Source organism: Mesorhizobium sp. LHD-90, from assembly GCF_030929505.1.
Lineage (GTDB): Bacteria > Pseudomonadota > Alphaproteobacteria > Rhizobiales > Rhizobiaceae > Kumtagia.
In genome coordinates this window covers 1-14,077 of the sequence record NZ_JAVFVV010000015.1, presented here as the reverse complement: position 1 = coordinate 14,077, position 14,077 = coordinate 1, and the positions used below count along the sequence as shown (strand labels likewise).

14 protein-coding genes are annotated in these 14,077 nt (G+C 63.4%); 8 read left to right on the top strand and 6 right to left on the bottom strand.

The features are described from left to right. The first annotated feature begins 124 nt into the window (after positions 1–124). Entirely contained in the window at positions 125–3,604 is a 3,480-nt protein-coding gene (gene carB / locus RB623_RS20440; protein WP_308058802.1) for a carbamoyl-phosphate synthase large subunit, read from the top strand. Between the two features lie 6 nt (positions 3,605–3,610). Here the strand turns inward: carB and RB623_RS20435 are convergent, their stop codons facing one another. After that, complete coding sequence (locus RB623_RS20435) at positions 3,611–4,069, bottom strand: GFA family protein (protein ID WP_308058801.1); 459 nt, start codon at positions 4,067–4,069, stop codon at positions 3,611–3,613. A 157-nt stretch (positions 4,070–4,226) separates the two neighbouring features. Between RB623_RS20435 and RB623_RS20430 the strand changes: the two genes are divergently transcribed. From RB623_RS20430 to RB623_RS20420, 3 genes are all read left to right on the top strand, one after another. Then, positions 4,227–4,541: a hypothetical protein gene (locus RB623_RS20430; RefSeq protein ID WP_308058800.1), complete on the top strand. Its 315-nt coding sequence runs from the start codon at positions 4,227–4,229 to the stop codon at positions 4,539–4,541. 25 nt (positions 4,542–4,566) lie between these two features. Further along, positions 4,567–5,001 (top strand): hypothetical protein, encoded by a 435-nt coding sequence (locus RB623_RS20425; RefSeq protein ID WP_308058799.1) that lies wholly within the window; start codon positions 4,567–4,569, stop codon positions 4,999–5,001. Between the two features lie 75 nt (positions 5,002–5,076). Beyond that, positions 5,077–5,277, top strand: a complete 201-nt coding sequence (locus RB623_RS20420) for a hypothetical protein (protein WP_308058798.1) — start codon at positions 5,077–5,079, stop codon at positions 5,275–5,277. On the opposite strand, the gene RB623_RS20415 is transcribed toward RB623_RS20420, so the two are convergent. The 4 genes from RB623_RS20415 to RB623_RS20400 all read right to left on the bottom strand — a co-directional run bounded on the left by RB623_RS20415 (position 5,272) and on the right by RB623_RS20400 (position 9,234). Beyond that, positions 5,272–6,303 carry a hypothetical protein gene (locus RB623_RS20415; RefSeq protein WP_308058797.1) on the bottom strand — a complete coding sequence of 344 codons (1,032 nt, stop codon included), beginning with the start codon at positions 6,301–6,303 and terminating at the stop codon, positions 5,272–5,274. The genes RB623_RS20420 and RB623_RS20415 overlap by 6 nt on opposite strands. A gap of 193 nt (positions 6,304–6,496) precedes the next feature. Then, the gene (locus tag RB623_RS20410; RefSeq protein WP_308058796.1) at positions 6,497–6,889 is read right to left on the bottom strand and encodes a RidA family protein; all 393 of its coding nucleotides are present in this window, start codon (positions 6,887–6,889) and stop codon (positions 6,497–6,499) included. A 385-nt stretch (positions 6,890–7,274) separates the two neighbouring features. After that, on the bottom strand, positions 7,275–8,021 hold the full coding sequence (locus tag RB623_RS20405; RefSeq protein ID WP_308058795.1) for a DUF899 family protein: 747 nt from the start codon (positions 8,019–8,021) through the stop codon (positions 7,275–7,277). A gap of 805 nt (positions 8,022–8,826) precedes the next feature. Continuing rightward, positions 8,827–9,234 carry a lysozyme inhibitor LprI family protein gene (locus RB623_RS20400; RefSeq protein WP_308058794.1) on the bottom strand — a complete coding sequence of 136 codons (408 nt, stop codon included), beginning with the start codon at positions 9,232–9,234 and terminating at the stop codon, positions 8,827–8,829. A gap of 130 nt (positions 9,235–9,364) precedes the next feature. Here RB623_RS20400 and RB623_RS20395 point away from each other — a divergent pair, with 130 nt between their 5' ends. Further along, positions 9,365–10,234, top strand: coding sequence for an NAD(P)-dependent oxidoreductase (locus tag RB623_RS20395; protein ID WP_308058793.1), 870 nt, complete (start codon positions 9,365–9,367; stop codon positions 10,232–10,234). A gap of 60 nt (positions 10,235–10,294) precedes the next feature. On the opposite strand, the gene RB623_RS20390 is transcribed toward RB623_RS20395, so the two are convergent. Continuing rightward, on the bottom strand, positions 10,295–11,668 hold the full coding sequence (locus RB623_RS20390) for an OmpA family protein (RefSeq protein WP_308058792.1): 1,374 nt from the start codon (positions 11,666–11,668) through the stop codon (positions 10,295–10,297). Here RB623_RS20390 and RB623_RS20385 point away from each other — a divergent pair. The 3 genes from RB623_RS20385 to RB623_RS20375 all read left to right on the top strand — a co-directional run bounded on the left by RB623_RS20385 (position 11,648) and on the right by RB623_RS20375 (position 13,908). Further along, positions 11,648–12,721 carry a hypothetical protein gene (locus RB623_RS20385; protein ID WP_308058791.1) on the top strand — a complete coding sequence of 358 codons (1,074 nt, stop codon included), beginning with the start codon at positions 11,648–11,650 and terminating at the stop codon, positions 12,719–12,721. The two genes, RB623_RS20390 and RB623_RS20385, sit on opposite strands and share 21 nt — an antisense overlap. Positions 12,722–12,896: 175 nt before the next feature. Then, complete coding sequence (locus tag RB623_RS20380) at positions 12,897–13,343, top strand: YcgN family cysteine cluster protein (protein ID WP_308058790.1); 447 nt, start codon at positions 12,897–12,899, stop codon at positions 13,341–13,343. A gap of 169 nt (positions 13,344–13,512) precedes the next feature. Beyond that, positions 13,513–13,908 (top strand): hypothetical protein, encoded by a 396-nt coding sequence (locus RB623_RS20375; protein ID WP_308058789.1) that lies wholly within the window; start codon positions 13,513–13,515, stop codon positions 13,906–13,908. The last annotated feature ends 169 nt before the right edge of the window (positions 13,909–14,077 follow it).

The window sequence follows — 14,077 nt, the reverse complement described above, 5'->3', positions numbered from 1 at the left end:
GGTTACATCGGCAAAAACTCTCGCCTATAAGGCCCGCCTAGCCTGACATGAAAATCGTGCTGCCGCCCGGCTGGAGCCGCCCGCCGGGTTTTTCGCGCACGCAGCCCGGACGGACCCGAGACACATGCCGAAACGCACCGACATCAAGTCGATCCTGATCATCGGGGCCGGCCCCATCGTCATCGGCCAGGCCTGCGAATTCGACTATTCCGGCACCCAGGCCTGCAAGGCGCTGAAGGATGAAGGTTTTCGCGTCATCCTGGTCAATTCCAATCCGGCCACCATCATGACCGATCCGGAACTGGCAGACGCCACCTATATCGAGCCGATCACGCCGGAAGTGGTGGCAAAAATCATCGCCAAGGAGCGTCCGGACGCGCTGCTGCCGACGATGGGAGGCCAGACGGCGCTCAACACGGCTCTGTCGCTGCGCCGCATGGGCGTGCTGGAGCGTTACGGCGTCGAGATGATCGGTGCCGATGCCCACGCCATCGACAAGGCGGAGGACCGCTCTCTGTTCCGCGAGGCGATGGCGAAGATCGGCCTGGAGACACCGAAGTCCATGCTGGCCAATGCGTCGGCCGTCAAGGACGCCGACCGCAAGACGCACGAGGCCGAGCGCGCCGCGCTGAAAGCGGAGAATCCGGAAGACCTCGACGCCGCGCTCGATGCGCTGGAGACCCAGTGGAACCTCGGCGAGGGTGACCGCAAGCAGCGCTATATCAGCCACGGCATGGCGGTGGCCGCCCAGGCGCTCGACCATGTCGGTCTGCCGGCCATCATCCGCCCGTCCTTCACCATGGGCGGCACGGGAGGCGGCATCGCCTACAACCGTGCCGAGTTTTTCGACATCGTTCAGTCCGGCCTCGACGCCTCGCCGACTACCGAGGTGCTGATCGAGGAGAGCGTGCTCGGCTGGAAGGAGTACGAGATGGAAGTCGTCCGCGACCGCGCGGACAATTGCATCATCGTCTGCTCGATCGAAAACATCGACCCGATGGGCGTGCATACTGGCGATTCCATCACTGTCGCGCCGGCGCTGACGCTGACCGACAAGGAATACCAGATGATGCGCAACGCCTCGATCGCGGTGCTGCGCGAGATCGGGGTGGAGACCGGCGGCTCCAACGTGCAGTTCGCCGTCAACCCGGCCGACGGCCGGCTGGTCGTCATCGAGATGAACCCGCGCGTGTCGCGGTCGTCGGCGCTGGCCTCCAAGGCGACCGGCTTCCCGATCGCCAAGATCGCGGCAAAACTCGCCGTCGGCTACACGCTGGACGAGCTGGACAACGACATCACCGGCGGCGCGACGCCCGCCTCGTTCGAGCCGTCGATCGACTATGTCGTGACCAAAATCCCGCGCTTCGCCTTTGAGAAATTCCCCGGCGCCTCGCCGGTTCTCACCACCGCCATGAAATCGGTCGGCGAGGTCATGGCGATCGGCCGCACGTTTCAGGAATCGTTGCAGAAGGCGTTGCGCGGGCTGGAAACCGGCCTCACCGGGCTCGACGAGATCGAGATCCCCGGCACCGACGGGCCGGAGGCGAAAAACGCCATCCGTGCCGCGCTTGGCACGCCGACGCCCGACCGGCTGCGCATGGTGGCGCAAGCGATCCGCATGGGCGCTTCGCTGGACGAAGTCCATCAGATGTGCCGCATCGACCCGTGGTTCCTGGAGCAGATCGACGGCATCATCCGGATGGAAGCGCGCGTGCGCGAGCACGGTCTGCCACAGGATGCCGACAATCTGCGAATGCTGAAAGGCATGGGCTTTTCCGATGCTCGCCTCGCCTCGCTGGCGAAGCGCGACATCGCCGAGGTCGGCAAATTGCGCGAAAAACTCGGCGTGCACCCGGTCTACAAGCGCATCGACACCTGCGCGGCCGAGTTCGCCTCGCCGACGCCCTACATGTATTCCACCTACGAGGTCCCCTTCGCCGGCGAGACGCGCTCCGAGGCGCAGGTTTCCGACCGGAAGAAAGTCGTCATCCTCGGCGGCGGCCCCAACCGCATCGGCCAGGGCATCGAGTTCGACTATTGCTGCTGCCATGCCGCATTCGCGCTCCGGGACGCCGGCTATGAAGCGATCATGGTCAACTGCAATCCGGAGACGGTGTCGACCGACTACGACACATCCGACCGCCTGTATTTCGAGCCGCTGACGGCCGAGGACGTGCTCGAGATCCTGCGCGCCGAGCAGGCGTCCGGCGAGCTGGTCGGCGTCATCGTCCAGTTCGGCGGCCAGACGCCGCTGAAACTCGCCGACGCGCTGGAAAAGGCCGGCATCCCGATCCTCGGCACCTCGCCGGACATGATCGACCTTGCGGAAGACCGCGACCGCTTCCAGAAACTTTTGCGTAAGCTTGACCTTACGCAGCCGAAGAACGGCATCGCCTATTCGGTCGAGCAGGCGCGCACGGTGGCGGGCGAGCTCGGCTTCCCGCTGGTGGTGCGCCCCTCTTATGTGCTCGGCGGCCGCGCCATGCAGATCATCCATGACGAGGGCATGCTGCAAAGCTACCTGCTCGACACCGTGCCCGGCCTGGTGCCCGAGGACATCAAGCAGAAATACCCCAACGACAAGACCGGCCAGATCAACACGCTTTTGGGCAAGAACCCGCTGCTGTTCGACACTTATCTGTCGGGCGCCATCGAGGTCGACGTCGACTGCCTGTGTGACGGCAAGAACACCTATGTCTCCGGCATCATGGAGCATATCGAGGAGGCCGGCATCCATTCCGGCGACAGCGCCTGCTCGCTGCCCGTCTACTCGCTGTCCACCGAGCTCGTCGACGAGCTGGAGCGGCAAACCGCCGCTCTCGCCCGGGCGCTGAATGTCGGCGGGCTGATGAACGTGCAGTATGCGGTCAAGGACGGCACCATCTTCGTGCTGGAGGTCAACCCGCGCGCCAGCCGCACGGTGCCGTTCGTGGCGAAAACCATCGGAAAGCCGGTCGCCAAGATCGCGGCGCGCATCATGGCCGGCGAAAACCTCGATGCGGCCTTCGCGCATTACGGCGAAAAGCCCGACGCCCGAAACCCCGGCCACGTCGCGGTCAAGGAAGCGGTGTTCCCCTTCGCCCGCTTCCCCGGCGTCGACATCCTGCTCGGGCCGGAGATGAAGTCCACCGGCGAGGTCATGGGCCTCGACCGCGACTTCGCCATGGCCTTCGCCAAGAGCCAGCTCGGGGCGAATATCGACCTGCCGCGCTCGGGCACGCTGTTCGTGTCGGTGCGCGACGAGGACAAGGCGGGCATGCTGCCGGCGGTGAAGCGCCTCGCCGGCCTCGGCTTCAAGGTGCTGGCGACCTCCGGCACCGCCCGGTTCCTGTCGGAAAACGGCGTCGAGGCCCAGAAGATCAACAAGGTGCTGGAAGGCCGCCCGCATATCGAGGACGCCATCCGCAACCGCCAGGTGCAGATCGTCTTCAACACCACCGACGGCCAGAAGGCGGTGTCGGATTCCAAATCGCTGCGCCGCGCCACGCTGATGCAGAAGGTGCCGTATTACACCACGCTCTCCGGCATGACCGCCGTGGCGGAAGCCATCGCCGCGCTCAAGGCCGGCAGCCTCGAGGTCAGGCCGCTGCAGTCGTATTTCTGAGGCCGCTCAATCTCCCGCCGCCCAGGCCGCATAGTCCGCCACCAGCCCGCCGATCTCCTCCATGGCGGGGAACTCGGCAAAACTCCTCGCCGCGCCGGTCTGCGCAAAGGGCAGTTTCGTGCTGGTAAAAGTCTCCAGGAACGGGCGGAACCAGGACGTGTCGTCGAGCATGGTCGGGCGCACATTGACAAAATCCATGCCGGCGGGCCGCGTGAACATCCACGTCATGCAGTGGCCGCAGAAATAGTGTTGCAACTCCGGCGCATGCATGCCGCCGACCGCCGGCTCGCCCTTGACCACCTCGAACCCGTCCGCAGGCACCATGGCGGTCAGCGAATAGGCGGACGAGGCCATCTTCTGGCAGCCGCGGCAATGGCAAGCGGCGGTGGCGATCGGCGGTTTCGTCACGCGGATCTCGACCCGGCCGCAGCGGCACGATCCCTTCAGCGGCAGTTTGGGTACCATCTTCACGGCCTCCTGTTGCGCGTAGACAAAACCGCATCCGCGGCACGCGCGCAAGCGCTGCCGCATCGCCGGTGTGCACAGCCTGACGTAACGTCTTGCCAGCCGCCGCGCGCTCGGCATAGTCTCGCAAAAATCTTCACACCATGCGGGGGCGCCGATGCGCGGGACGTTGATAAAACTGGTCTTGGCGGGCGCGCTTGCCGCGACGGCTGCAACACCCGGCCTCGCAAAAAAAAGATGGAACTCCGGCGACACGGCCGCCCTCATCACCGGGCTGGCGATCGGCGGCATTGCCGCGTCCGCCGCCTCGCGCGATTATTACTACAAGGACCAGTACGTCCCGCCGCCGCCCGCCTACCGGCCGGCTGCGCCGTTTTCCCCGGCGGCAGGCATCATCTGCTATCCCCGCCAGGTCGCCTGCTACGACAATGCCGGCCGTTTCTCGGCGAAATGGACCAACCGCGTATTCTGATCCGGCCGACAGAGGATTTTCTTCCATGCGATTTTCGCTTCTTCCGGCCCTTGGCCTCGCCGCCGCGCTGTTTTGCGTCCAGCCCGCTCTGGCCGACGACGACGACGCGCCCAGCTTCGTGCGCCTGCACGCCGTCGACCTTCTGGAAAACGCGCTGACGCCGGAGCAGACCACCACGCTGCAACTGGTCGCCTACCAGGCGGCCATCGCCGCCGCCTGCGAAGGTTTTACGCTCGACTCCGCAAAGATGGACAAGGCGTTCGAAAAGCTGGCGCCGGTCGACGCCGCAAAGATGACCGACGCGCAGAAAGACTACCACGACCAGCATCTGCTGGTGATCTACGGCATCCTGGTCGGTGGCGAACTTGGGGCGATGGCCGACGACGTCAGCGCCGCCTGCGCCAAGGCCGGCGAGGCGAAGGCCGATCCGGAGTTTGCGGCGGAGCTGGTGTGGGAGTGAGGTTGGGTTGCTCCTTCTCGGATGCAAGGCCAGAGGGGCTAGCGGAGTAGCTGTACTGGGTTTGGGCGGTGGACTATGAGTACGGCACGAATAATAGTGTTAGTCGGCCTTTTAGGTGTACTGCTAATAGATGTTGGCATTTTGTTTTTTAGTGTCTATGCCGGACACGAAGGATTATTCACCTTTGGCGCAGAAGTAGGAAAAGTTATATTTGGAGCAGTCGTAGGTGCTTTAACGACAGCCTTTGCGGCATTTGATCAACAGAAACCCTCATGAGTCCGGAACTATAATATTTGTAGTAAGCGACCCGAAGGAGCCTCCGTCCTTATCCTTGAAAGACAGCGATGCCGGAAGTATCTCAATATCTTTTGCATTTGTATTTGTTGCAAATGGCACGAAGGTTTTTTCCTTCGCTTCCATAAAATAACCGCCGACAGGAACGTCGAGATATTTGTTTACTTGACTGCCGGCGCTGACCTCAACGATTAGAGGATTTGAACTGAAAGCTGACGCTGCTTTTTTCAGGTCATCGTCGGACGCATACTCTGCTGTCATGAAGGTTGAAACTTGTTCATTTCCTTCTATCATTGCAAGGCGTGAAAGGACGTTGAGGTCTATCGCAAAAAAGTCTTCCGGGTTATACTTTTCGTATTCTCCGTTCTTCAAAAGCCTAGCAACCTTTTCGTTAGCTGGCAGGTCGAAAACTCCTCCTGACACATAAACAATTTCTCCTCCAGCCTTTAAGAACCCGGACAGATATTCTCTGTCGCTTTCGAGTCGCTCAATATCGACATTGCCTTCGGAGTTAAGATAGGGAGCAAGTTCCGGTCGGTTAAGTTGCACGTATGTCATATCCTTATCTAGACTAAATCCAAGCTTCTTATAAAATATTGTTTCTACGTCCAAGGAATGCCACGAATCCATGTTGGTTCTGAATTTCAAAGTTCGGTCGCCTGAATCCGTGCCGCTGGTGTGAGTCCGAATTCGAGGTCTAATCTTTCCCGGAGGGACGATGCCGTCAAAGTATTTTTTGGGATTTGCTTGATCTCCCCATTCGATATTTATCAAATAGTTGTTTACATTGTTTTCTATGCACCATATATATTTTTTTGAAATTCCGTTATATTCCACAACCTTTGACTCAAAGTTTATTGATCCACTATAATAGTTTTCCGTTCCGTTTTTTGAATCTATTACTCCTTGCTGTTCTTCGCTGCAAGATTTTTGCATTTCTTGCGCGCACACTGGCGAAGCTAGGAGTAGCACCGTGAACATGCAAGCAGAATTGTGTACTAATTTCATGACGTCCGTCTCCCCCACTCAGATCGATAGAGCCTATGATGCAAGAGTTGTTTTTTCAATCTTCCGATTCCGCTATCCAGCTTATTCAAGAAGCTTCGATGCCCAGCGTTCGAGCTTGCGTATGTGGGCCTTGGTTCACCTACATCTCACAGTGTCGATGATTTCGATCTGGCCGCGCGTTGTGTACCGCACTTTACCCTACCGCCTGCACTTCAATCTCGATATCGAACTCCATGAACCAGCCCGATACCGGCACGAATGTGCGCGAGGGGAAATTGTCGGGAAAATGCCGGATGTAGACGCGGTTGATGGCTTGATAGAACCCCGCATTGGCGGCGTAGATGCGCACCATCACCACATTGTCGAAACTTGTGCCCGCCGCCTCCAGGCAGAGTTTTACGGCGTTCAGCGACGCCTCGGTCTGGGTCTCGATGTCGCCGCGCACGATCTTTCCGGTCGTCATGTCGATCGGCGGGGTGCCCGACACGAATACAAAACCGTTGGCCTTGGTCACCGACGAACAGGGAATGCCCAACTCGCGCATCATCTGCGACAGCACCGGCACTTCGACGATTTCTTTTTTCATGGTGCGATTCTCCCCTGGGGGAGATTAGCATTGAAAGGGAGCATTTGATGATCAAGTCAGCCCCTCTCTTGGATTTTCTACGACTTAGCGTCGCTTCCTCCTCGCCCTCGGGCTCGGCGCTCCGCTAAGATCGTGAAAATCCATTCTCCCCCGCAAGGGGGGAGATAGGAACTGCCGCGATCTCGCCATCAATCGCCAAGGTTGGAGACCGGCGGAAACGGCGGAGCGCCCTCTATCTCTCCCCCTTGCGGGAGAGAAAGCGATTTCAACATCTTAGCTGGAGCAGGGCGCAGCCCGTCAGCGGAAGCTAAGTGTTAGAAATCGCAAGTGAGGGGCTCGTTTCGAGTGAGGGGCTCCCGGCAAGAGTGGGCTTATTCGCGCCAGTCTACTCCGCTGCCTTCCCGTCATACTGCATCTGCTCATAAAAATCCGGGCGGCCGCCGGGCGTCAGGTCCATAAGGTTCCACAGCGGCTCCAGCGTGCCGGCGGCGCGCGGGTCCTGGCCGGGGTCGGCGGGCACCAGGATCATCTCGGAGCTCCAGAAATGGCGGACGCCGTCCGGCCCGCGCTGGAACACGGAGACCATCGGCACCTGCTGCCCGTCCTCGTTCTCGGCATGGTAGTCGCGGTTGAAGCCGTTCTGCGCGGCGGAGACGAGCCGCATGTTTTTCCAGCCGCGGTCGCGCGCAAGGGCGGCCAGCCGCTCCGGCGTGGTCTTTGCGATCACCGCGAAATTGAAGCCGGCGGCTTCAAGATGGGCGACGGCGCCGTCGAACTGGTCGAGCAGCGCGGTGCAGGACGGGCAGGGCTGTTCGTCGCGCGGCAATTCTGCCGTCTCGCCCTCGTTCGCGCCGGCGCGGTCGTCGCCGGCATGGCGGGGAAACATCATGTTGTAGACGATCAGCGTGTCTTTGTCCGGCGCGAACAGTTCCGAGAACCGGATCGTTGCCGGCTGGCCCTCGGTGTCGAGCCCGTCGAACACATAATCCTCCAAGACCTTGCCGCCCGGCGGCAACTGGCGGCGCGCCTGCGAGACCGCCTCCATGGCGCGGCGCAGGCCGATCTCGGCCTCCAGCAGCCGGTCGCGCGCAAAACGGTAGTCGGCGGATTCGTTGGGAAATGTCGTGCCCATCGTCTCGTCCTTTCTCGTCCCCCGTGCCCATGGCAACGCCGAACGCGGCGTTTCGTTCAAGGAGATCCGGGGACGGTTTACGCAATTCCGGGTTCAAGCCCTGCCGTGACGGCAGTGCGGGGGCCGGAATTGCGTAAACCGTCCCCGGATTTCCTGCGCAAAAACGGGGAAGGGATTTGTCTCAAAAGGCGATATTTTTTTGCGGCAACCCGGCCAAGCCCTTGTGTTCGCTGGGTCCGCTTTCCTGCCCGAAGCGAAAAAACGCCGTCGAGGAAAACTTTCATCCCCCTCCCCAAAACCACGCGCATACTCGTCGGCAGTTTCTCCCGCGGGGACGCCGATCATGACGGTGGTTTGCGGGGAGGAACCGGCGTCCCGGAGAGAGCGGCTAACGTGGCCGCGAAGGCCGGGGGCTGTCCCAAGAGTTCCCACATACACAACCTGGAGTATGTCTGCCAGTACGCAACTTGATCGCAGGTGAAAGCCGTAAGGCGATGGTTGATCGTAGCGGAACGGGACGGCAAAAGCACGCGCCGGACGGGCGGCCGCAAGGTCGCAGATTATTTACTAGATGAGCGATCGAACGGCCGCCCGTCTTCCCGAACTTCTCAATGGCCAGGGCGGATTTCCGCAGCGTGGTGAGGGGGAAGTGTGCCGACTTCCCCTCCCCCTTGAGGGGAGGGTGGCCGCGAAGCGGCCGGGAGGGGTCGCTGCGGCCAAACGCCAACGTTGCTTTGCGTTGGAGCGCGCCCGCTATGACCCCTCCCCCGGCCTTCGGCCGGACCCTCCCCTCAAGGGGGAGGGGTTACTGCGCCGGCACCGGGCAGCTCATGTCGCCCTCCTCGCAATTGAGGTAGCCCTGAAAATCCTTCAGCCGCGCCTCGGTCAGCCCGGTCCTGCAATCGGCGACGACCAGCGGGCGGATGGTGCCGGCCTGGTCGATCGGCCCGCCCTGGAAGGCGCATTCGGCGTCGCGGAAGGCGACCCAGGCGCGCTCGGCCGCCACCAGCATTTTGCGCGACTCGGGATTGTCCTTCAGCCGCGCCTCGATCTTTTTGTAGGCCTCGTTGAGCTTGCGGTCGGCCGCCTCGAATTTCTTGCCGGCGCAGATGTTCAGGCTTGCCTGGTCCTGCGGATCGGCGCATTCGTCGGCCAGCACCGGGCCGGCGGGGAGGAGCAAGGCCGCGGCGAGGGCGGCGAAGGCAAGGCGCATGGCAAAATCTCCGGTTGTGCGACCACTCTGGCCAAGCCGCTTCCCCAGCGCAACCCCCTTCGCCTCTTGCCGCCGCCAGCTTTCGCCGTCACAACGGGGTCGCAGACGCGGCGCGAGGAGGAGAGAAAAAATGTCGCTGAAGGGCAAGACGCTGTTCATTTCCGGCGGGTCGCGCGGCATCGGGCTTTCGATCGCGCTGCGCGCCGCGCGCGACGGGGCCAACGTCACCATCGCCGCCAAGACCGACACGCCGCATCCGAAACTGCCGGGTACGATCCACACGGCAGCCGCCGAGATCGAGGCCGCCGGGGGCAGGGCGCTTGCCGTGCTGTGCGATATCCGCGACGAAGGTCAGGTCGCCGAGGCGGTGGCAAAAACCGTGGAGACATTCGGCGGCATCGACATCTGCGTCAACAATGCCAGCGCCATCCAGCTCACCGGCACGCTGGAGACCGACATGAAGCGTTTCGACCTGATGCATCAGATCAACACGCGCGGCACCTTCCTCGTCTCCAAAATGTGCATTCCGCACCTGAAGTTGGTCAAAAATCCTCACATTTTGAACCTGGCGCCGCCGCTCGACATGAAGGCGAAGTGGTTCAAGGGCCACGTCGCCTACACGATGGCGAAGTTCGGCATGTCGATGTGCACGCTGGGCATGGCGGCCGAGTTCGCCCCGGCCGGCATCGCCGTCAATTCGCTGTGGCCGCTGACGGCGATCGACACGGCCGCCGTGCGCAACCTGCTCGGCGGCGAGCAGCTCGCTGCGATCAGCCGCTCGCCGGAGATCGTGGCCGACGCGGCCTACGCCATCTTCAACCGGCCGTCACGCGAGACGACCGGCAATTTTTTCATCGACGAGGAGGTGTTGCGCGCCGAGGGCGTCACCGATTTTTCGAAGTATGCGCCGGGTGCCGCGGGGCAGCTTGCGGGCGACTTCTTCGTGCCCGACGAGGTGTTTGCGCGTGTGCCGACAAAGGTGGCGCGGACCTTCGGATGACCGGCTCGGCGGGCACAGGAGGATCTGCCCGCCCGGCCGGATGGCGGGACGGGCAGGGACTTACTCGGCCGACGCCACCGGCGCCACCAGAGGGGTGATGCGGCGGATGGAGACGCGGCGGTTCTCGCGCTCCGGCCGGTCGGTGTTCACCTTAAGATATTCCTCGCCGTACCCTTGCGCCTCCAGATTCTCCGGTGGGATCTCGAACACGTCGGTCAGCGCCTGCGCCACCGCCTCGGCACGCCGGTCCGACAGCGCCAGATTGGCCACTTCGGAGCCGACCGCGTCGGTGTGGCCCTCGATGAGAAAAGTCTCGGCGGGATTCTGCTTCAGCAGTTTCTCCATGGCCTGCGCGACACTATCCAGCTTTTCGACCTCGTCCTCGGCGATCTCGGCCGAACCGAAACCGAAGGTGATGGTGTCGAGATCGACACGCCTGACCGTATCGCGGATACGCGCCGAACGCTTGACTTCATCGACCGAATAGTAGCGCTGGATCTTTTCCACCGGCGGCTGGTCCAGGAACGTGTAGTACGTGTCGACGTCGGCCGCCTCTTCGGCGTCCAGGATGTACTCCTCTTCGGGGATGGTCAGGCGAAGCGGCGGCAGGTCCCTGCCGGGATCATACCAGCGTCCATCATAGTCGTCGCGTTCGAAGACATCCTCGTCGACATAGGCCAGGATGATCTCGTTGCCGTCCGGCTCGATGCGCGAGCGGCGGATGACGTCGCCATAGCGGTCGCGGATGGTTACGATGCGCGTGCCGTCACGCCGCTCGACGATCTCGCGCTGGCGGCCGCGTGGCAGCTCCTCGTAATAGACGTCACGCGCCTCGCGGCGGATGCGGCGGCCGCGATCCTTGTCCTCGACCATGATCTGGTCGCCGAGCTGGATGACGACACGGTCGCCGAGTTCGCGCACTATGTCCGCTCCTTCGGGGCGGTCCCGGCGGCGCTCCCGCGCCCGCTCTCGATCGATCCGCTCGCCCCGTTCGCTGTCGGCCCGAGAAATCTTCCGGCGGTCAATCCGTTCGGCCTGCGCGGCGCGGTCGTCAGCGGGGGGCGCCGCCGCAGCTTCGGCAGGTGCGGCAGGCCGGTCGGCATCCGCCGCCGGCTCGTCCTTCGCGCTGTCGAGGACCGGCGCCCTGCCGCCGTCGCGTGGTTTGCGGTTCTTGCGCCGATCCCGCTCGTCGGTCCGGGCATTCTCCTCGGATGCCCGCGGAGGCTTCTCGCCTTCGGCGCGAGCCGGCTCCTCGGCCTCGGCGGGCTGCTCGGCGTCCGCTGGTCGCCTGCGCTCGTCGGGTCGCTTGCGCGGCTGGTCTTCGGTCTTCGCGGGCTCTTCCGTGGTCGGGACCTCGGCCTGATCCGGTTCAGGCTGGTCAGTGCGGCGTTTCTTGCGCGGTTGTTCCTCGGATTGCCCGGGTTCTTCGGTCAAGGGCGCCTCTGCCTGGCCAGGCTCTTCCTGCTCTGCGGCGCGCTTCTTGCGCTCATCCTGCCTTGCCCTGGTCCGCTCTTCGGCGGAACGGGCTTTTTCCCGGCCGGTCCGGTCGCCTTCGGCCGTGCGCTTCTTGCGTGGCTGCTCTTCTGCGTCGGCTGGCTGGTCCGGCGCAGACGTTTCGGCGCGGGTCGGCTGCTCTCGCTCGGCCCTGCGTTTCTTGCGAGGCTGTTCCTCACCCTCGGACGGGGCATCCCCTGCGGGAGCCTGGGCGCGGGCAGGCTGCTCTCGCTCGGCGCGTCGTTTCTTGCGAGGCTGTTCCTCACCCTCGGACGGGGCATCCCCTGCGGGAGCCTGGGCGCGGGCCGGCTGCTCTCGTTCGGCGCGTCGTTTCTTGCGAGGCTGTTCCTCGCCCTCGGACGGGTCATCCCCTGCGGGAGCCTGGGCGCGGGCCGGCTGCTCTCGCTCGGCCCTGCGTTTCTTGCGAGGCTGTTCCTCGCCCTCGGACGGTTCATCCCCTGCCGGAGCCTGGGCGCGGGCCGGCTGCTCTCGTTCGGCGCGTCGTTTCTTGCGAGGCTGTTCCTCGCCCTCGGACGGTTCATCCCCTGCCGGAGCCTGGGCGCGGGCTGGCTGCTCCTGTTCGGCGCGGCGCTTTTTGCGGGGCTGCTGATCCCCCGGGGACGGTTCATCTCCTGCGGCGGCCTCGGTGCGGCGCTTTTTGCGCGGCTGTTCCTCAGCCTGCGACGGTTCGTCGGCCGCGCGTGCCGGTTCTTCGGCGTCGCGCTTCTTGCGCTGAACTCTTTCCTCGGCAGACCGGACCTTTTCGCGATCGGGCCGCTCGCGTTCCGCGTCGCGCTTCTTGCGCTTGAGCTGTTCTTCCTCCGCCTGGGGCTGGCCGCCGGCTTCGTCCTCGGCTTGCGCGAGGATCAGCGCGTCCGGCCCGCCCCGACCCAAATCCGATCTGGAAAGGGACTGCGGAGCGGCCACCGCCGTGCCGGCGATGCAAAGCGCCAGTGCGGTCCCGGCAAGCATGGTGGAATAGAACTTCATTAACAAACCTCCAGGCGTCCCCGCCACGGAAACACCTTCAGACGATCATCGTTCCGAAGATTCTTGGCAGGGAATTTGGGCGAAAGCGGGTATCAGCCGCCGAATGAACGCATGCTGAACGATGTGCCGCGGCGGCAGGCGCTTGACGACGGTGCGGTTGCGGCCCAAATGCCGCCGCATGGAGAGACCTTTCTGGAAGCGGCTGACGCTCGAGGCGATGACCTCTGAGCAGTGGGAATCGCTGTGCGACGGCTGCGGCAAGTGCTGCCTGTCCAAGCTCGAGGACGAAGATACCGCTGAAATCTACTGGACGACCGTCGCCTGCCGTCTGCTCGATCCCGGCACCTGCCGCTGCAAGGATTACGACAATCGCAAAGCGCTTGTGCCGGATTGCGTACGCCTGACCCCGCAGACCGTGCGCACGATTGACTGGCTTCCCTCGACCTGCGCCTACCGGCTGGTCGCCGAGGGCCACGACCTCTATTGGTGGCATCACCTGGTCAGCGGCAGCCGCGAGACGGTGCACGAGGCCGGCGTTTCGATTCGCGGCCGCATCACTGCCTTCGACAGCGACCTTGCCGAGGACGACGACTATTTCGAGCATATGGTCGAGGCTGAACCCTGAACTGCCGCTTTTGCGGTTTTCCGCCCAAGAGCGCCCCTTGCGCGAGGGACCGATGGCCTCCTCCATGAACGCCTGCTGAACAGCCGGTTCCGGTTCGGTTCAGCCTGCCCGTGCGATTGTTCGCCCATCGCTTCGGCGAGTTGCATCGAACAATCGCAAGGAGAAGACAATGTTCAAGCTGATCAGGACCGCCGCGCTCTCGGCCGCCGTCGGGCTGACCGCGCTCACCGGCATGGCCGCAACCGCGCAGGCCGACGGGCTCTACCTCAATTTCGGCGGCAGGAATGACACGCGTGTCGGTGTCTATGTTGGCGAGGACGGCCCCCGCCATGTCGGCCAGCGCTGGGATCGCGACCGCTGGGACCGCGGCCGCTGGGAGCGCGATCGTTGGGAGCGGCGCGGATGCACGCCGAACCGTGCAGTCGAAAAGGCCCGTCGTCTCGGGCTTCGGCGGGCGCATGTGATTGACGTCGGCCGCCGCACCATCGACGTCGCCGGCCGCCGCTACGGCGAGCGCTTCGTGTTGACCTTCGCCCGTGTGCCGGGCTGCCCGGTCATTCGCTGACCCGGACCGGCCGCGCTGCGAAAAAGGCCCGGGAGGGAAACCTTCCGGGCCTCAGACTGCTGACAAACCCCGTCATTTTTGGCGGGGTTTTGTTTTACGCGTTTGAGTACGCTGGAGATTTCGTCGTCGGGATGTTTTGGCTGGAGGGTGCCGGTCGGTTGCGTGGCCG

What these genes read in the sequence shown, in the direction of transcription:
- carB (WP_308058802.1), top strand. Translation starts at nt 125, where the DNA reads ATGCCGAAACGCACCGACATCAAGTCGATCCTGATCATCGGGGCCGGC.
- RB623_RS20435 (WP_308058801.1), bottom strand. Translation starts at nt 4,069, where the DNA reads ATGGTACCCAAACTGCCGCTGAAGGGATCGTGCCGCTGCGGCCGGGTC.
- RB623_RS20430 (WP_308058800.1), top strand. Translation starts at nt 4,227, where the DNA reads ATGCGCGGGACGTTGATAAAACTGGTCTTGGCGGGCGCGCTTGCCGCG.
- RB623_RS20425 (WP_308058799.1), top strand. Translation starts at nt 4,567, where the DNA reads ATGCGATTTTCGCTTCTTCCGGCCCTTGGCCTCGCCGCCGCGCTGTTT.
- RB623_RS20420 (WP_308058798.1), top strand. Translation starts at nt 5,077, where the DNA reads ATGAGTACGGCACGAATAATAGTGTTAGTCGGCCTTTTAGGTGTACTG.
- RB623_RS20415 (WP_308058797.1), bottom strand. Translation starts at nt 6,303, where the DNA reads ATGAAATTAGTACACAATTCTGCTTGCATGTTCACGGTGCTACTCCTA.
- RB623_RS20410 (WP_308058796.1), bottom strand. Translation starts at nt 6,889, where the DNA reads ATGAAAAAAGAAATCGTCGAAGTGCCGGTGCTGTCGCAGATGATGCGC.
- RB623_RS20405 (WP_308058795.1), bottom strand. Translation starts at nt 8,021, where the DNA reads ATGGGCACGACATTTCCCAACGAATCCGCCGACTACCGTTTTGCGCGC.
- RB623_RS20400 (WP_308058794.1), bottom strand. Translation starts at nt 9,234, where the DNA reads ATGCGCCTTGCCTTCGCCGCCCTCGCCGCGGCCTTGCTCCTCCCCGCC.
- RB623_RS20395 (WP_308058793.1), top strand. Translation starts at nt 9,365, where the DNA reads ATGTCGCTGAAGGGCAAGACGCTGTTCATTTCCGGCGGGTCGCGCGGC.
- RB623_RS20380 (WP_308058790.1), top strand. Translation starts at nt 12,897, where the DNA reads ATGGAGAGACCTTTCTGGAAGCGGCTGACGCTCGAGGCGATGACCTCT.
- RB623_RS20375 (WP_308058789.1), top strand. Translation starts at nt 13,513, where the DNA reads ATGTTCAAGCTGATCAGGACCGCCGCGCTCTCGGCCGCCGTCGGGCTG.